Annotated in this window: 25 protein-coding genes; all 25 read left to right on the forward strand. The window is 42.9% G+C overall.

The window, feature by feature from the left end; translation table 11 throughout:
• Window positions 1-5: 5 nt before the first annotated feature.
• The 25 genes from ACPF7B_RS02135 to ACPF7B_RS02255 all read left to right on the forward strand — a co-directional run bounded on the left by ACPF7B_RS02135 (window position 6) and on the right by ACPF7B_RS02255 (window position 15,272).
• Window positions 6-1,037 (forward strand): P2 family phage major capsid protein, encoded by a 1,032-nt coding sequence (locus tag ACPF7B_RS02135; protein WP_490505992.1) that lies wholly within the window; start codon window positions 6-8, stop codon window positions 1,035-1,037.
• Window positions 1,037-1,687 (forward strand): phage terminase small subunit, encoded by a 651-nt coding sequence (gene gpM, locus ACPF7B_RS02140; protein ID WP_490505993.1) that lies wholly within the window; start codon window positions 1,037-1,039, stop codon window positions 1,685-1,687. Before ACPF7B_RS02135 ends, gpM begins: the two co-directional genes overlap by 1 nt.
• Window positions 1,688-1,789: 102 nt before the next feature.
• The gene (locus tag ACPF7B_RS02145) at window positions 1,790-2,254 is read left to right on the forward strand and encodes a head completion/stabilization protein (RefSeq protein ID WP_490505994.1); all 465 of its coding nucleotides are present in this window, start codon (window positions 1,790-1,792) and stop codon (window positions 2,252-2,254) included.
• A complete protein-coding gene (locus ACPF7B_RS02150) occupies window positions 2,251-2,463 on the forward strand; it encodes a tail protein X (protein ID WP_490505995.1) in 213 nt (70 codons plus the stop codon). The genes ACPF7B_RS02145 and ACPF7B_RS02150 overlap by 4 nt, the downstream gene beginning before the upstream one ends.
• Entirely contained in the window at window positions 2,454-2,999 is a 546-nt protein-coding gene (locus ACPF7B_RS02155) for a glycoside hydrolase family 108 protein (protein ID WP_490505996.1), read from the forward strand. Before ACPF7B_RS02150 ends, ACPF7B_RS02155 begins: the two co-directional genes overlap by 10 nt.
• On the forward strand, window positions 2,977-3,204 hold the full coding sequence (locus ACPF7B_RS02160; protein ID WP_490505997.1) for a hypothetical protein: 228 nt from the start codon (window positions 2,977-2,979) through the stop codon (window positions 3,202-3,204). The genes ACPF7B_RS02155 and ACPF7B_RS02160 overlap by 23 nt, the downstream gene beginning before the upstream one ends.
• Window positions 3,201-3,443, forward strand: coding sequence for a hypothetical protein (locus ACPF7B_RS02165; protein ID WP_490505998.1), 243 nt, complete (start codon window positions 3,201-3,203; stop codon window positions 3,441-3,443). Before ACPF7B_RS02160 ends, ACPF7B_RS02165 begins: the two co-directional genes overlap by 4 nt.
• Window positions 3,430-3,681, forward strand: coding sequence for a hypothetical protein (locus tag ACPF7B_RS02170; protein ID WP_490505999.1), 252 nt, complete (start codon window positions 3,430-3,432; stop codon window positions 3,679-3,681). Before ACPF7B_RS02165 ends, ACPF7B_RS02170 begins: the two co-directional genes overlap by 14 nt.
• A 107-nt stretch (window positions 3,682-3,788) precedes the next feature.
• On the forward strand, window positions 3,789-4,103 hold the full coding sequence (locus tag ACPF7B_RS02175; RefSeq protein WP_490506000.1) for a hypothetical protein: 315 nt from the start codon (window positions 3,789-3,791) through the stop codon (window positions 4,101-4,103).
• The gene (locus tag ACPF7B_RS02180; protein WP_490506001.1) at window positions 4,100-4,456 is read left to right on the forward strand and encodes a phage tail protein; all 357 of its coding nucleotides are present in this window, start codon (window positions 4,100-4,102) and stop codon (window positions 4,454-4,456) included. The genes ACPF7B_RS02175 and ACPF7B_RS02180 overlap by 4 nt, the downstream gene beginning before the upstream one ends.
• The gene (locus tag ACPF7B_RS02185) at window positions 4,434-4,874 is read left to right on the forward strand and encodes a phage virion morphogenesis protein (protein ID WP_490506002.1); all 441 of its coding nucleotides are present in this window, start codon (window positions 4,434-4,436) and stop codon (window positions 4,872-4,874) included. The genes ACPF7B_RS02180 and ACPF7B_RS02185 overlap by 23 nt, the downstream gene beginning before the upstream one ends.
• Window positions 4,874-5,593: a hypothetical protein gene (locus tag ACPF7B_RS02190; RefSeq protein WP_490506003.1), complete on the forward strand. Its 720-nt coding sequence runs from the start codon at window positions 4,874-4,876 to the stop codon at window positions 5,591-5,593. Before ACPF7B_RS02185 ends, ACPF7B_RS02190 begins: the two co-directional genes overlap by 1 nt.
• Before the next feature lie 11 nt (window positions 5,594-5,604).
• Window positions 5,605-5,937, forward strand: coding sequence for a GPW/gp25 family protein (locus ACPF7B_RS02195; protein WP_490506004.1), 333 nt, complete (start codon window positions 5,605-5,607; stop codon window positions 5,935-5,937).
• Window positions 5,934-6,836 (forward strand): baseplate assembly protein, encoded by a 903-nt coding sequence (locus tag ACPF7B_RS02200; protein WP_490506005.1) that lies wholly within the window; start codon window positions 5,934-5,936, stop codon window positions 6,834-6,836. The genes ACPF7B_RS02195 and ACPF7B_RS02200 overlap by 4 nt, the downstream gene beginning before the upstream one ends.
• Window positions 6,836-7,339, forward strand: a complete 504-nt coding sequence (locus tag ACPF7B_RS02205; RefSeq protein ID WP_490506006.1) for a phage tail protein I — start codon at window positions 6,836-6,838, stop codon at window positions 7,337-7,339. Before ACPF7B_RS02200 ends, ACPF7B_RS02205 begins: the two co-directional genes overlap by 1 nt.
• Window positions 7,339-8,454, forward strand: coding sequence for a hypothetical protein (locus tag ACPF7B_RS02210; protein ID WP_490506007.1), 1,116 nt, complete (start codon window positions 7,339-7,341; stop codon window positions 8,452-8,454). Before ACPF7B_RS02205 ends, ACPF7B_RS02210 begins: the two co-directional genes overlap by 1 nt.
• Window positions 8,455-8,463: 9 nt before the next feature.
• On the forward strand, window positions 8,464-8,853 hold the full coding sequence (locus ACPF7B_RS02215; RefSeq protein WP_490506008.1) for a hypothetical protein: 390 nt from the start codon (window positions 8,464-8,466) through the stop codon (window positions 8,851-8,853).
• Entirely contained in the window at window positions 8,850-9,002 is a 153-nt protein-coding gene (locus ACPF7B_RS02220) for a hypothetical protein (RefSeq protein ID WP_490506009.1), read from the forward strand. Before ACPF7B_RS02215 ends, ACPF7B_RS02220 begins: the two co-directional genes overlap by 4 nt.
• A complete protein-coding gene (locus tag ACPF7B_RS02225) occupies window positions 9,002-10,174 on the forward strand; it encodes a phage tail sheath subtilisin-like domain-containing protein (RefSeq protein WP_490506010.1) in 1,173 nt (390 codons plus the stop codon). The genes ACPF7B_RS02220 and ACPF7B_RS02225 overlap by 1 nt, the downstream gene beginning before the upstream one ends.
• A 7-nt stretch (window positions 10,175-10,181) precedes the next feature.
• Window positions 10,182-10,700 (forward strand): phage major tail tube protein, encoded by a 519-nt coding sequence (locus tag ACPF7B_RS02230; RefSeq protein ID WP_490506011.1) that lies wholly within the window; start codon window positions 10,182-10,184, stop codon window positions 10,698-10,700.
• 70 nt (window positions 10,701-10,770) lie between these two features.
• Entirely contained in the window at window positions 10,771-11,094 is a 324-nt protein-coding gene (locus ACPF7B_RS02235; protein WP_490506012.1) for a phage tail assembly protein, read from the forward strand.
• Window positions 11,095-11,108: 14 nt separating this feature from the next.
• Window positions 11,109-11,264 carry a hypothetical protein gene (locus ACPF7B_RS02240; protein ID WP_490506013.1) on the forward strand — a complete coding sequence of 52 codons (156 nt, stop codon included), beginning with the start codon at window positions 11,109-11,111 and terminating at the stop codon, window positions 11,262-11,264.
• A 53-nt stretch (window positions 11,265-11,317) separates the two neighbouring features.
• The gene (locus tag ACPF7B_RS02245) at window positions 11,318-13,840 is read left to right on the forward strand and encodes a phage tail tape measure protein (protein WP_490506014.1); all 2,523 of its coding nucleotides are present in this window, start codon (window positions 11,318-11,320) and stop codon (window positions 13,838-13,840) included.
• Window positions 13,837-14,268, forward strand: a complete 432-nt coding sequence (locus ACPF7B_RS02250; RefSeq protein ID WP_490506015.1) for a phage tail protein — start codon at window positions 13,837-13,839, stop codon at window positions 14,266-14,268. The genes ACPF7B_RS02245 and ACPF7B_RS02250 overlap by 4 nt, the downstream gene beginning before the upstream one ends.
• Window positions 14,265-15,272 (forward strand): contractile injection system protein, VgrG/Pvc8 family, encoded by a 1,008-nt coding sequence (locus ACPF7B_RS02255; RefSeq protein WP_490506016.1) that lies wholly within the window; start codon window positions 14,265-14,267, stop codon window positions 15,270-15,272. The genes ACPF7B_RS02250 and ACPF7B_RS02255 overlap by 4 nt, the downstream gene beginning before the upstream one ends.
• Window positions 15,273-15,313 lie beyond the last annotated feature (41 nt).

The raw sequence follows: 15,313 nt of genomic DNA on the forward strand, positions 1-15,313 counted from the left end.
CAATAATGACAGTTTTAACACGAGAAGCTATTGCAGCAACAGAGCAATTCACACTTGATCAAGCAGAAATGCACTCAATTACGCCAGAAGCAGTGAGCGCAGGCGCACGTTTTACACTTGCACCTGATTCAGAGCGCAACTGGTTAACAGCAGTACAAAACAGCAATGAGTTCTTAGCAAAACTCGATGTCGATACTTGTGATGCACAAGTTGTTGAGAACCTCTATTCCGAAGAGTTGGGGCTTGTTTCTGGCCGTACCGATACGAATGAGAAAGATCGTCCAACCTCAGATCTAGCGGGTCTAATGGGAATCAGCTATACAGCGGTAAAAACCCAACATGATACCCATATCACTTTTGATGAATATAACCGCTGGGCACGCCGTAACCGCGCGAAGTTCCAAGCTTATATTGCAGAGAAGCGATCAGCATCAAAAGGCAACGATATGATGAAAATCGCATGGCACGGTAAAGAAGCCGCTAAAACAACTGACAAGGCAAAAAATCCACTTGGACAGGATGTGAATATCGGCTTTATCGAACGTGTTCGCAAGCATTATCCGCAAAACATTATCGATGGCACTGAAGAAGGGATCACGATTGGTAAAGGCGGTACTTATGAATCACTCGACCAAGCAGTAATTGCGATGAAAGCAATGATTCCAAAAGAATTGCAGAACGGCTTAGAGCTCTATGCGTCGGATGAATTCTTTGTTGATCGTGATATGAAAATGGTTGAGAAAGTGACGGTTACAGAAGCGGGCGATAAGAGCTTGCAGAAAGTATTTACCACTGTTGCCGGCGGTATTCATGCTGAAACACCACCATTTTTCCCGGACAACACACTCATTTTAACCAGCCCGAAAAACCTTGCGATTCGCACCCAAGAAGGATCGGTACGTGTGGGAATGCAGAAAAACCATGCTCGCTCTCGTGAAGAGTTCTACAACGAAGCGAATGAGTTTTATGCGGTTAAAGACTATCGCAAGATCGTCATTTTAACGAACGTGAAATTGGTAGATGCGGAGGAAGCATAATGCCTTTAAGACTGCGACAAATTCAGCAGCGTAAAGCAGCGAGATCTTGTAAAGATCAAGATCCCGCGCTCTTAAACGAGACGGTTTCATTGCTTGCTGATTTACATAATGATTTAACGGTACTCAAAAGCTTTGACGGTACACCACGCAAAGTGGCTTACAAAAAAGAACGTATTGGCCACTACATGCCATGGGTGAAAGGGCTTATTGAAGGTGATCAAGGTCATGAAGATAAGATCTTGCAACACATGTTGGTTTGGTCAATTGATATTTGTGACATCGATCAATTCTTGATGATTGCTGAATATATGGCAAAGCATGAGCTTAATCCACCGTTTGAAACCAAGCTTGCAAGTTTTGTATCGGACAATGCCAGAGAGCAGATTGCAGCGATGTCGATTGATGAAGCATTAGCGATTGAGTCGTTCTTATCGGATAAAGATGTGAATGAAAAAACGCATGCGCAATTCTTACGATTACTCGGTGAAAAGCTCTTAGAGACTGATGAACCAACCGTTGAAGTTGCGGATGAAGTTGAAGCGTTTTGGGCAAGAGCATTAGAGCTTGATCAAGATGTCGGCGTTAAAACAAAGCTCAAAGCATTAACGAAATCGATTGAAGAGCGTAAAGCATTAGAAACAGCAGAGTAATTATCGCCCTCGCGCGGCGTTGGGGGCTTGTGCAAGTGCTGAATAATCTATTGAAAGCACGAAGCACATCCACCCCCATACCTATTTATAGATGAGGCAAATATGTCAGTTATTGCAAAATCAGAAACAAGTCATCAGCTTACATTAACCACTGGAGATTTTTGGCCAGATATTAATGTGAAGGATTTTCGCGATAAAGCCAGAGTCCCGACCATTGTTGAAGATAAAGCGGCACGCTATTTCTTAGAGCGCGCTTTTATTGTCTTTTTAGATGATGTTGCGGATTACGAAGAGATCCAAAGAACAGCAGGCTATCAACATTTGAGTGAAGTGCCATCTGCAAGCGTTGGAGATCGTAACCGACAAGAGATTCTCTTTGAATCTGCCATTTTTGCGTATGCAAAGAAACTTACTTGTGATGACTACAAAGACATTGATCTTGCTCGCAAAACAGGGCAAGACAAAATGCAAACTGTCGATGAATCCGCAGACGCATGGAATGCGGAGTATCTCAAAATGGTACGGATGTTTCTTGGAGAATCACAATCATTTGCGGAGTTGATATGAACGTCGCTCGAGAAATTACAACAAATGGTTTTGAAACGATTGATGGCTGTATCTACCGCAATAACATCAATGTCGCTATTGAAGATGTGTTGAATCTCGAAGCGAATCGTCATCTTGCCACATTACCGCCAATTTTACCGGTGCGAACGGTGATCTATATCCCGCAAGAGCGCCCAAAGAATAAGGAAACAGTTAATTTATGGGATTAGATAAATATCAAGAAGCCCGATTCCAAGCATATACGGATGAGGTGATTCGTATTGAAGGCGGTTATGTGAATGATCCGCATGATCCCGGTGGCGAAACAAACTACGGAATCACTAAACGACTTGCCGAAAGCTATGGTTACAAAAAACCAATGATCAATATGACCAAAGATGAAGCGAAGGAATTGTATCGCAAAGCATTTTGGAATGGATCGTTAGCATCAAGCATCATGCATGATGCGGCATTCAATTTGTATCTGCTCTCTATTCATAGCGGGAATAAACAAGCTGTCTTAATTCTACAAAGAGCAATTGGCGTAAAAGATGATGGTGTAGTTGGCCCGAATACATTGAACGCAATTTCTAATGTTTCAGAGTCATTACTGATAGAAGCGCTGTGTTACAGGACTTTAGATTTTTACGTCATCATCTCACCAAAAACACAATATCGATATATCCAAGGATGGCGCAATCGTTTACTTGCAAGCCGTCGGATTAATTGGAAGGAGCGTATCAATGAATATGAAAGAACACTTTAAAGTCTTAATGATGACGTTCGCACTCGCAATAGTCGCGATCGTAATCGTTGCATGCTCAAACCCACGACCAGAGTTTAGCGGTGAATTGATGGAGAGTCACTTTTGCGAAAACTATCAAATGCAAGTGATCGAAAGTAGCGACAACAACGCAGAACGCATCCGCAAATTACAAGAAAACACAAACTTTCAAAGGATTTGCTCATGAGATTACAGCTTTTAGAACTGCTGAAGAATAGTGAGAACCGCGTCGATACCAACAAAGGATTAGCACTTATTGGTGCTCTGGTCGGCGCTGTGATTCTGATTATCGCAACACTTCAAAAATATGAAGGCATTGAATGGCTGTTAACAGTTTACCTCATCGCAACAATGGGGCAATTGCCATCAAAGGGACTGAATGATCTTGGGCGATTGAAGATTGAGAAAGAGCATGAAAAAGATTAAATCACTACTCACAAGCGCCGGGCTCTTATTTGTTCTGATCTTTGGGCTTCTCTTCAAGCGAGAGCAATCGAAGCGAGAGCAAGCAGAGAAAGAGCTTGAAGCGAGCAAACAGCGAGTTCAAGCAGCGGAGAAAACACACAAGATTTTAAGGGAAAAGAGAGATGCACAAATTCGCAATAGTCTTGATGAGCGCTCTGTTACTGAACGCATGCGCGACAAAGGTTACTTACGAGATTAACCCCGATCCTTGCATTATCTTTGACCCGATTATTGGTTCGAGCAAAGATACCGAAGGAACCAAAGAGCAACTCGAAAACTACATGGATTTATACACAGGAATTTGCAATGAAAACAGAATTTAACGCAGTTTTAGATCAGCGCTTACTCAAGATCGTGATCGCAGTTTTAACGATCTTAGTATCGACTCTGATATCGATCGGGACATGGCATCTCAATAGTCAATCGAATCAGATCAGAACTTTAACAGAAGCTGTGAATGAGTCTGTTATTCAGCAACGTGAACTCTTTATCAAGCTTGAGAATTTCGAGAAGCATTTAATGCGATCAGATCAAGTGATCCAAGATTTAGAGCGACGGTTAAATTTGATTGAATTACGCGTTGAGCGTTTTGACGAAAAATTCAAAAAGGATAATCGATGATTAATCAGTTAAAGAAAGTCTTTAAGCCTTATGTGCGATCTGAAGCGGATATCGACGCTTGGATCGACGAAGGACAACCAAGAATGATTGGCCGCTCCTTAATAACGGATGAGGATTTTGTAGTAAACGTTCGTCAAATCACCGCAGATACACATGCTGTTATCGCGGCGGCTGCGATCTGGTACAGAGATAACGCCGGCACAATCACGGATGAGGATTTAGAGAAGGGCTTAACCTACGATGTTTCAATCATTAATGAAGATGAATATGAATTGCAGTTTGTCTTCAAAGTGAAGCGTAAATTCATCGTGAATGAAGGAGATCAGATCAGTGTTCACGAATGCATTGAATGAACAATTTGGTGAGATTCTCAAACGAGTTAGCCCGGCAGAGCGTCGGAAGTTTTCACGAAAAGTGGCCATTGCTCTAAGAGCTCATCGCTCTGATGAGATCCTTGCAAATAGAAATGCCGATGGAACACCGATGACACCGCGAAAGCCCCAACGTCGAAGCAAAAATAAAAACATGAAGATGTTTCAAAAGCTCGGTAGAAGAAGCTCAATGAGAGTCAGAGCAAATGCAGGTTATGCATCAGTTCGATTTCAGCCGAAAAATCACAAGATTGCAGAGAATCACCAATACGGCAAACGAGTACAAGTGAATGAGCATGCACGAGTGAAGTATCCAGAGCGAACGCTATTAGGAATGGATAAACAAGAAGAGAAGATCGTATTCGATCATCTTTATGAATTAATTAACGAGGCTTTTTAATGTTATTACCAACCGACCAATTACGCAAAATCAATGAAGTTATTAAAACGGCGGAAGTTGCAAAAATCCGCACGAGTAATGGCTTTATTGAAGTGCAATGCGAGTTTGAAGAAGGCGTAATGTCGCCTTGGATGCCGTATTGCTTGCCGTTTGTGGGCGGTACGTCAATCTTCTGTTATCCACGAGTTGGTCAAGGTGGCGTAATTATGTCGGAAGGTGGCGAGAATAATCTCAATCGCTTTCTGCCAGTACTCGACACAAGCCAACAATTCGCCGGGCTTGGGGAGTTTGATTTTAAGATCTTGTTTGAAAATGGTGATTTCATTCATCACAACAGCGGAAACCTCACGATCAATAGTGCGTCAACAGTTGTCGTGAATACGCAAGATGCAACGGTCAATGCTGAAAGTAGCGCAACAGTCAATACGACTAAATCAGAAGTAAATGCCGATACATCAACCGTTAATGCGAACCAATTTAGCGTTAATGCGCCGACCATTAATTTAAACGGGAATGTCTTTATATCGGGCGGAATCAGTGCCGGCGGCGGTACAAGTAGAAACGTTGTTAGAGCGGTATTTAATTACCCGGTGATCTTCCAAGCCCATGTCGAAGCAAATGCGGGCGTAACAGTAACGCCGGATATTGAAGTCAGTGGCATTTCATTCACTGGACACACTCACAACACACCTGCCGGCATGAGTGATGAACCGCAATAAGGAGCTTAGCAATGATTAGCAGAATTACAGGACATACGATTACAGAAGATGAACACATCATCCAATCAATGCTCGATATTGCACTCACAGCCAAAGGTACACGCGTAATGCGCCGTAACTACGGAACGCTGTTAGTTCCGAAGATCGATGCGCCGATGAATGATGAATACCGAATGATGCTGATGAGTAGCTTGATGATCGCGTATGCAGAATTTGAACCTCGTGTTGAGGTGCGAAGAATCAACATCAACATCGACACACCGGGCAAGCCCACATTTGAGCTTGAAGCAGTGAAAAAAAATAGTAATGAAGTTTTGCAGTTTAACCGAGGATTTTATCAATGAGATTTCAAGAGAGTAAATACATTGTTGATCTACCAGAGCCGACGATTTACAAGACGATCGACTTTGAACAGATTCTTGCAGAGATCATCGCTGATTTTGTCGCTCGTGAACCTGAATATAACGAAGTTGTGCTTGAGAGCGATCCGGTCAAGAAGGTATTCGAATCTTGGGCTTACGATCGCATGATTCGCAATAACGAATATAACGAAGACCTGAAGCAGACGCTTTTGAAGTATGCAACGGGCGATAACCTCGATGCGATTGCAGCAAACGTCTTGATCTATCGCAGATTGATTCAGCCGGCAGACGATAAAGCAAATCCACCAATTCCGGCAATTTGGGAAGATGATGAGAGCTTACGATACAGAGCGCAAACCGCTGACAGACTCGAACAGACGGCGGGACCAAAGTCAGCTTATGAGCGTTTAGCACTCGAAGCGAGTGAAGAGGTAAAAGAATCATCAGTGCTTTTACCAACGCCAACGCCCGGTGAAGTGCATGTTGTGATTCGATCAAAAGAGAATAACGGCCAAGCAAGTGCCGGACTACTGAAGCAAGTCAAAGAGTATCTTAGCGCGGAAGATAAGCGTCCGCTCAATGACATTGTGATTGTGAAGAAAGCGACATTAGTGAAAGTTGATATTGAGCTAATCGCAACATATTACAACGGTTACGCAAAAGAAGAAGTCGCGAAAAATGTGCAAGAAGCATTGTTGAAGTTGAACGAGCGCATGACATTCGGTGACTCGCTCACATACAACTTGATTCACGCAACAGCACGGATCCCTGGCATACAAAATATTGAGATTGTGAAGCCGATGGGTGATGTCGATATCGATCAGTCATCTTACATCATGATCAACTCAGTCAAAGTCACTGAAAAAGCGGAGGAAGAGTAATGCAGACGCTTCTACCCAATACCTCAACGAAGTTTGAAAAAGATCTTGAGCAGACCGGATTTTTCGCCAATCGACCGCCTGAAGGATTTAAATTCCAATGGATTTGGAATCCGCATCTCTGCCCGAAAGAACTTCTTCCGTGGCTTGCATGGTCGCTCGATGTGGATGACTTTCAGCATGATTGGCCAGAGCAGAAAAAACGCGATGTAATCGCCGCAGCACCAACGGTCAACCGAAAGAAAGGCACGCTCGAATCGATTCGCAGAGTGATTAGATCGGCAGGACTCGGCGAGATCACAATTACGGAAAATTCAGAACATTGGGCTGAATACGATGTGCAATTTGAGAATCATCTCACACTTGCGCAATACAAGAACGCAGTCAATCTCTTGTATTACACCGCACCAGCGCGAAACAAATTACGAGCTGTACGCTACGAGCGAGCATTACTACATAATCGCCGAGCGTTACACAACGGCAAATATTTATATGGAGGCATGTAATGATTGATACAGAACGCAAAGAAGATCTGTTTCTCGATACAAAGCTGATTAAATCAGAAAACAAACTCGGTAAGCTCCGAATTATTGACGAATTACACCCTGTACTTGGCGGACAACCGACGCATGAAGCGAACCAACCGAACGACAATAATCCTTTTTTGGATCTCGCTTGTACGATGCAATTCACAATCGACAAAGTCAATGCCGTCGATAAGAAAGCAGATACAAAACTCGCCAAAGCACAAAACCTAAAAGATGTCGCAAACGTCGCAATCGCTCGAGATAATCTCGGCTTAGGCACATCAGCAACGATGAACGCAACATCAACACTATCTGATCGAACAGATCAAGTTGCAACGATTAAAGCCGTGAACGATGTGAATCGTGCAGCATCAACAGCGCAGAAGACAGCAAATACGGCAAATGATAAAGCGAATGCAGCACAAACAACTGCAAATCAAGCAATAAGTGCGGCAGCAACAGCAGATTCGAAAGCAGTGCAAGCACAAACGAGAGCAGATAGTGCTTACAATCTTGCAAATTCAAAATGGTCACCGCAAGCAACAACAGGTACTGGAAATATTGCTCGTATGAGTGAGGTTAATAAAAAGAGAAATAACACAGACAATCTTTTTCTAGGTAACGTTGTAAATAAGAGTAATTCTCAATGGTCTGGATATATGTTCCAACGAAGCAATGGTGTTTTATCAAAATATTTGGCACTCGATAGCAATGGCGATGCTGTAAGAATGTATCACTATGATGGAAATGGTAAAGGTACTTTTAATCAAACATTTCCCAATAAGTCTGGAACATTAGCTCTTACAAGTGATATCCCTGCAAACCAACAAATAGGGGTGAGTCAACGTTGGCAGAATGTAAAAAATCAAAGAAGTGCCAATACTAATTATGTAAATAATACAGGCAAGCCGATCTATATCTCTGTAAGAGATGGAGGAGGAGGAACTCGGCAGCTACAGGTAGATGGCATTGTGGTTGCAGATTTAACAGGGGTCGGTTATGCCCCATACATGTCTACTTTAGTGCCTGTTGGTTCAACTTATCGATATGTATTAGGGTCAGGAAATATCAGCTATTGGTCTGAATTAAGATAGGAGTAGATCATGAAACACTACACAAACAAAAAAACAAACGAAGTATTCGGTTATGAATCAATCGAAGATGCGCAAGTATTCAATGATGATTTTAAAAATCTCGTTGAGATGACTGATGCGCAATTCATTCAGTTTCGCGATCACCGTCCACGAGGCGGCAAATGGACTTATCAGGGCTGGATTATTGATGAAACGCTTCTTGCAGAAGAAGAAGCACTCGAAAAAGCCCGTGAGCTTCAACAGCTAAAAGACAGTTACGACGCGATTGAGAAAAAGATCACACGTCTTGAGCGCATAAAACAACGTACAGAATTAGAAGAGCAAGAGCTTGATCAGTTGATTGATGAATCAACCGAGCTTTACAGAGCAATTACAGCAGCAGAGGGAGAGCAAGCATGATTGTAGTTAGAGAGTTCAGAATCGGTAACCGCCGATTCACCAAGGGTGAAACTTACACCGGTAGCGATGCGAAAAAATGGCTAGATGCAGGATATCTGCAAGCCAAAGCGGCAGAGAAATCCGCAACAGTTAAGAAGGAGACGAAGTAATGAGTACAGCATTTCAACATGGAGTTCGGCAGACGTTTAATAAGTCTGGCTGGACAAGAACACCGACAATTTCAACATCAGTGATCGGTGTTGTGGTCACTGCTGATGATGCAGATACAGAGATGTTTCCGCTCAATCAGTGTGTATTGGTTACAAACTTTGATACTGCAATTGCAAAAGCAGGTAAAAAAGGGACTTTGCGCAGTACGTTACTCAATATTAGTAAAGAAGCGATCACGCCGACTGTTGTGGTTCGAGTTGAAGAAGGTGAGGATCTTGAATCAACGATCCCAAACATCATGGGGAAAGTGACTGATGATGGCAAACGCACCGGCTTAGAGCTCTTGGAGCTTGCGAAAGCGCAAACAGGCATGCAACCGAAGATCTTTATTTGCCCGCAATATGACGTGGTGGAAGTCGTTCGCTTGAAGCTTGCAGCGCTTGCAGAGAAGTATCTTGGTTTTACTTACTGCTCTATTGAAGATCAGAAGAGCGTGCAAGATGCTTTAAAACTCGCGGATAAGGTTGTATCGGATAACCTGATGATTATCTACAACAATCCCATCGCATACGATCAGGATTTGGAAGCAGAAGCGGAGCAATATGTATCTGCACAAGTTGCGGGATTGCGTGCAAAGCTCGATGTGGAAGTGGGTTGGCATCGTTCGATTTCTAATAACTTCTTATCGCAAGCCACCGGAACAACCAAAGAAGTGACATTCCAACCGATCAATCCAGCCGGAACTGAAGCGAATTCACTCAATGAGAAGAAAATATCTGTGCTGGTTCGTGATGATGGTGGAATCAAGGTTTGGGGAAACCATTCTTGTCACGCATCTGATTCATCTCATATCTTTGAAGTTTATACTCGCACGATGAATTTCTTGGGTGAAGAAGCGGCGCAAATGCTGAAAGATACAGTGCAAGATAAGCCGATGACGCGAACATTACTCGAAGAGTTCGCAATGCGCTATAACAATCGCTTAGCTGAACATCAGCGCGCCGGCAGAATCATTGGTGGTTATGTCGATCTTCATCCGGATAAGAACGGCACAAATGATCTGATGGAAGGCCGACCAGATTGGCTGTTGAAAGTAACGCCAGTGCCACCGGCTCAATCTCCGGGCATTGAACTTGTATTAACCGATGAATTTATTAAGCAATTAGTGTAAGGGGCGAATGATGAGTCAGAATTTTCCAAAAGTCCTAAAGAACTTTGATCTTTATATTGATGGTGATTCCATCGGTCGTGAAGTAGAAACGGTGAAATTACCCTCTACAACGATGAAGTATGAAACACTCGAAACAGGTGTATTCAGCCGTCCGGTTGATATCCCTGTTGGCTTTGAAAACTCGATGGAGTTAGAGATCGCCACCAAGGGCATCAACTTTGATCTGCTTGTCCCGCAAGGGTGCGGATTGGCAAGTACAACATTGCAATTAAAAGGGTTTATCGAAGATCCCGGCACTTGCGACAAGATTTCTTTCACGGCCAATTTTACCGGTCGTTTTGGTACTGAATCCGATGCGCTGAAGAAAGGTGAAGCGATGGGCGGAACAGTTACATTCAAAGCGGTAACGGCGGAATATATTGTCAATGGAACTTCGATCTACGAAGAGAGAGTGCTTGAAAATATACTCGTTGTGAACGGTGTAGATCTTAAAGCAGAAGAGAATGCAGCGCTGGGTCGTATGTAAATTAACTCGAACTGTTCGGGAATCCCGAACAGTTCACATCAATAATTAAATATCGAATTAGGAATCAATTATGAAAAAGATTAAAACAATCACCGTAGGTTTAAACCAACCTTTAACCATTGCCGATAAAGAGTTTAAAGAGATCTCTGTTCGTGAACCAATTGCCGCAGATTTACGCGGAATTTCGATTACGCAATTACAAATGAGTGAAGGCGATACAGTTATCAAACTATTAGAGCGAATCACAGATATTCACGCTGATAATTTAGCTCGTCTTTCTATCTCGGATGTAAGTTCACTTGGCAATGTGATCTTGGGGTTTTTATTTCCGAAGCAAATGAACACTATTTTAGAGAGCATCGAAGCGGGCGGAACAAAAGTGAAGGTGGCTTAAACGATTCACTCTATGTGGAGGATATAACGATTGGTATCGGCTTAACGTTTCCATTTATGGATTACAAAAGCATGATGCAGCTTTATGTTTCGGAGTTGTTCTTATGGCATTTTAAAGCCATAGAACATAACGAGCGGATCCGCGAAGAGCGTGAAAAGCACAATCAATAATGAAGAGAGCCAACCCACACCAAGCCGGCTCTCTTTTTTTATAGGTAAAAGATATGGCGAAGAATTTAGAGTTAAAAGTCGTACTCACTGCAATCGACAAGATGACAGCGCCGTTGCGTGGCATCCAAAAGCAGATGGGAATGACAAAAACAGGCTTTAAGCAAGATATGGGGCAATTAAATACCGTTTTAAATGCCACTCAAAGTGCTTTGAAAGATGTGCAGAAAGAACAGAAACGGTTGGCATCTATTGGAAAACCTGTATCAAGAGAATTAATACAAGCAGAGCAAGAGCTTTTACAGCAGATCAATAACACCAACAAAGCCATTGATGTGCGTAAAACGAAAATGAATGAAGAGATGGCCATCATTCATAAACGTCAAGCAGCTTTATCACGTGGGAAAGATCAATTTCGTTCGGGTGCAATCAAAGTTGCCACGGCAACAGGTTTAACATATGCAGGCGCGAAGTTCATGCAACCAGGCTTTGATTTCGATGAGCAGATGAGCAAGGTTCAAGCGCTTACTCGTCTTGATAAAAATGATCCGATGTTTGCAAAGTTACGAGAACAAGCAGAGTATCTCGGTGCAACGACTTGGGCAAGTGCAACGCAAGCAGCAGACGCACAAGCATTTTATGCGATGGCTGGTTTTACACCAGAAGCAATTATGGATGCATTACCATCTACGCTCGATCTTGCAAAAGCAGGGGATGTTGATGTTGGACGTGCGGCTGATATTGGCTCAAATATTCTGTCTGCTTTTGGCTTAGATCCATCAGAAATGGATAAAGTCGCCGATATTCTTGTTAGTGTTTTTACTCGTACAAATACAAGCATTGAGATGCTCGGCGATACGATGAAATATGTTGGGCCTGTTGCTCGGGAATTAAAGATTCCGCTAGAAGATGCAACCGCGATGGCGGGGATTCTTGGGAATGTTGGTATTCAAGGAACACAAGCGGGTACGGCAATGCGTGCGCTACAATCTCGCCTAGCAGCTCCACCTGCAGGCGCTAAAAAAGCATTAGAAGAGTTGCAAGTTAGTACGAAAGACACACTTGGGAACTTTAGATCCATGCCCGATATTTTGGCGGATATCATGAAAGCAACAGCAGATATGGGGAATGCAGATAAGCTCGGATATCTCAAGGCAATCGCAGGGGAAGAAGCAGGTTCAGCATTTGCTGCTTTTGTTGATAAAAATAGTTTTGAAGAGCTGCTAAAGGTTATTGAAGCGGCGAACAACTCCCAAGGGGAATCATCTAAAGTTGCTAAAACAATGTCCGACAATCTCAAAGGCGATTGGGTTGGTTTAATGTCGGCTATCGAATCGGTACAGATTGCTCTGTCAGGGCTAGAAGGTGGTCCAATGCGGAAAATAATTCAATCAATCACCAAAATAGTGCAATCAACGAGCAACTGGATTAAGGAGAATCCAAAGTTAGCCAGTGGCTTATTAAAAGCCGGTGCAATTATTACCGGGATTATTGGCGGACTCGGCGCTCTTTCAATGGCAATGGGTGTGTTTAATATGGTTGTTATGGCCAATCCTATTGTATTCATTATCGGTGCAATAATTGCCGCGATTGTGGCATTAATCTACTTTAAGGATGAGATTTGGGAATTCTTCAAAACCTTTTTCACAGCTCCGATGACCTATATAAACAAAGCCATTGATTTTCTCGATGGTTTGTATGAAACAATCGTGAATTTCATCGGGGATATTCCCGTTATTGGCCCACTTTTAAAAGTAATGTTTGAGATCGCATCAGCGCCTATTCGTCTTGTATGGGAATTGATTAAACTCATTTTCAAAGCATTTGAATGGTTAGGCACAAAATGGGGAACAATTAAAGGCTGGTTAGTTGCGATTTGGGCACCAGTTGGTGCGGTAATTAAACCTGTGATCGAATGGATTGGCGATGTTATTAGTGGATTTATGAATATGATTAGTTATGAAGGGTCAATTTGGGGCTTCTTCAAATCATTTTTAGATGCACCTAGTAAATATATAAAAGCGGCGATTGAATGGCTTGCCGGCATACATGAAAAGGTGAAAAACTTTTTAATCGATCTACCCGTTGTAGGACCTTTGTTTGAAGCATTCTTTACTGTTACGGAAAAAGCAGCGTCGCTGTTACTTAAAGGATTTAACCTCATTATTGCGGGGATTAAGTATATATGGGATAACATCGGAAATGTCGGCAAGATATTCGCGGACTCATGGAAAGGCGTTAAGGTTGCAATGCAACCCGTGATCGATCTCTTTGATTCGATCTTGGGGTTGATCAATACACTGATCACAAAGGTCGCGGAATTTTTCTCATTTGAAACGCCCGAATGGATTAAAGAGGTGAGCGGTTGGGTCGGTGATAAATGGAATAGTGCAACATCAAGCGTACAGGAGTTTTTCGGCGGTGCATCATTAACGCCAGCACAGCCTGTTAGCAATGATAACCGTACCAACAATCTCACAATCAATGTTGAGACAAAATCAAACGCATCGGCAGCGGTAATCGCTTCGGAAACAGTGAATGCGCTCCACAGTAGCGGTTTAATAGGAGATCTACGATGACACAATTAATCTGGGGCTTTGTGCTCTTTCGCTCTAATTCATTAATTTATAGCGAGCTGAATAAAACATCCAACTATCGACATGTGCAAAATGAACGTATTGGCCGGCGTGCTAGTAATCAATTTATCGGGATTGGCGATGAAACAATCATTATCCCCGGGAAGCTCGCACCGATTGTGACGGGTGGGCGAACAACGCTGCAATTGTTACGGGCGCAAGCAGATTCAGGTTTACCATATCCGTTAATTGAGGGCAACGGCTTAGCGCATGGATTCTATGTGCTTACCGACTTAGAAGAGGGTGGAAAACATCACCTAGCAGATGGCCGACCAAAGATTATTGACTATACGGCCACTTTTAAACGAGTGGGTGACGACAAGATCGACTACTCGCAAATTGCACTTGGAATGGCGGGGTTACTATCATGATAAAGGATGCTTTAGAGATTTTTGATAATCGTCCTAATTACTTTTTAACGATCAATAACGCTTCTGCACCGTTTTTGAATAATCATATTATGAGTATTCAACTTACAGAGAACCGGGGGTTTGAGGCTGATACGCTTCAAATTACAGTTGATGATTCAGCAGGGAATATTCTATTGCCAGAGCGTAAAGCCGAGATCCATTTAAAGCTTGGCTTTGGGATGAACCTCGTGGATAAGGGGAAGTTTATTGTCGATGCTGTGGCACATTCAGGTCCGCCTGATGTGATTACGATTGGCGCACATTCTGCCGACTTTAAGAAAGATTTTATCGAGCGTAAAAGCGCACTCTACGAAGAGATGACGCTTGAAAAATTGATCGAAACAATCGCTGGGAAATACGACTACGAATTTGTCATTGCGGAGAGCTTAAAATCGATAATGATTACTTCAAAACAGCAAGCGGATGAATCCGATGCGAATCTTCTTACGCGTCTTGCCGAAGAGTATGATGCTGTGGCTACCATCAAAATGGGTAAATTGCTTTTCTTAGAACGTGGAGCGGGGAAGACCGCAAGTGGACAAACGATGCCGGTGATTCATCAGGATCGATCGGACGGGGATCAGCATAATTATGCGATCAATGATCGTGACCAATATACCGGTGTTGAAGCACGCTATTTACTACAAGGGGAAGCCAAGCGAAAGAGCATCATCATCGGTGAAGAAGAGCGGCTCTATCGACTACGCACTATTTACGAGAGTGAAACAGCCGCAACAATCGCCGCCGAAAAAGAGCTACAACGGATCCAACGCAACAGCGCCAGTATCAATGTAAAATTCGCACGAGGAAATCCCGAACTCACAGCAGAAAGCCCGCTAAAACTCACGGGCTATAAGTCAGATATTGAAATACTTAATTGGGTGGTCGTTACCGTAACGCATAAATTAACCAGTGGCAATGGATTGGTTACGGAGCTGACGGGGGATGTTAAAATATATCCTTAGAAGTTTGCTTTTATTATTTTCTTGCATTACCCTAATACTTA

The organism is Ignatzschineria sp. 22MB058224 (assembly GCF_058188435.1).

Bases quoted from the DNA above. Each gene is read 5' to 3' on its own strand.
- ACPF7B_RS02190 (WP_490506003.1), top strand. From the start codon at position 4,874: ATGTTATTACCAACCGACCAATTACGCAAAATCAATGAAGTTATTAAA.
- ACPF7B_RS02175 (WP_490506000.1), top strand. From the start codon at position 3,789: ATGAAAACAGAATTTAACGCAGTTTTAGATCAGCGCTTACTCAAGATC.
- ACPF7B_RS02180 (WP_490506001.1), top strand. From the start codon at position 4,100: ATGATTAATCAGTTAAAGAAAGTCTTTAAGCCTTATGTGCGATCTGAA.
- ACPF7B_RS02250 (WP_490506015.1), top strand. From the start codon at position 13,837: ATGACACAATTAATCTGGGGCTTTGTGCTCTTTCGCTCTAATTCATTA.
- ACPF7B_RS02145 (WP_490505994.1), top strand. From the start codon at position 1,790: ATGTCAGTTATTGCAAAATCAGAAACAAGTCATCAGCTTACATTAACC.
- ACPF7B_RS02155 (WP_490505996.1), top strand. From the start codon at position 2,454: ATGGGATTAGATAAATATCAAGAAGCCCGATTCCAAGCATATACGGAT.
- ACPF7B_RS02205 (WP_490506006.1), top strand. From the start codon at position 6,836: ATGCAGACGCTTCTACCCAATACCTCAACGAAGTTTGAAAAAGATCTT.
- ACPF7B_RS02210 (WP_490506007.1), top strand. From the start codon at position 7,339: ATGATTGATACAGAACGCAAAGAAGATCTGTTTCTCGATACAAAGCTG.
- ACPF7B_RS02230 (WP_490506011.1), top strand. From the start codon at position 10,182: ATGATGAGTCAGAATTTTCCAAAAGTCCTAAAGAACTTTGATCTTTAT.
- ACPF7B_RS02160 (WP_490505997.1), top strand. From the start codon at position 2,977: ATGAATATGAAAGAACACTTTAAAGTCTTAATGATGACGTTCGCACTC.
- gpM (WP_490505993.1), top strand. From the start codon at position 1,037: ATGCCTTTAAGACTGCGACAAATTCAGCAGCGTAAAGCAGCGAGATCT.
- ACPF7B_RS02200 (WP_490506005.1), top strand. From the start codon at position 5,934: ATGAGATTTCAAGAGAGTAAATACATTGTTGATCTACCAGAGCCGACG.
- ACPF7B_RS02225 (WP_490506010.1), top strand. From the start codon at position 9,002: ATGAGTACAGCATTTCAACATGGAGTTCGGCAGACGTTTAATAAGTCT.
- ACPF7B_RS02170 (WP_490505999.1), top strand. From the start codon at position 3,430: ATGAAAAAGATTAAATCACTACTCACAAGCGCCGGGCTCTTATTTGTT.
- ACPF7B_RS02165 (WP_490505998.1), top strand. From the start codon at position 3,201: ATGAGATTACAGCTTTTAGAACTGCTGAAGAATAGTGAGAACCGCGTC.
- ACPF7B_RS02255 (WP_490506016.1), top strand. From the start codon at position 14,265: ATGATAAAGGATGCTTTAGAGATTTTTGATAATCGTCCTAATTACTTT.
- ACPF7B_RS02235 (WP_490506012.1), top strand. From the start codon at position 10,771: ATGAAAAAGATTAAAACAATCACCGTAGGTTTAAACCAACCTTTAACC.
- ACPF7B_RS02215 (WP_490506008.1), top strand. From the start codon at position 8,464: ATGAAACACTACACAAACAAAAAAACAAACGAAGTATTCGGTTATGAA.
- ACPF7B_RS02245 (WP_490506014.1), top strand. From the start codon at position 11,318: ATGGCGAAGAATTTAGAGTTAAAAGTCGTACTCACTGCAATCGACAAG.
- ACPF7B_RS02220 (WP_490506009.1), top strand. From the start codon at position 8,850: ATGATTGTAGTTAGAGAGTTCAGAATCGGTAACCGCCGATTCACCAAG.
- ACPF7B_RS02150 (WP_490505995.1), top strand. From the start codon at position 2,251: ATGAACGTCGCTCGAGAAATTACAACAAATGGTTTTGAAACGATTGAT.
- ACPF7B_RS02135 (WP_490505992.1), top strand. From the start codon at position 6: ATGACAGTTTTAACACGAGAAGCTATTGCAGCAACAGAGCAATTCACA.
- ACPF7B_RS02195 (WP_490506004.1), top strand. From the start codon at position 5,605: ATGATTAGCAGAATTACAGGACATACGATTACAGAAGATGAACACATC.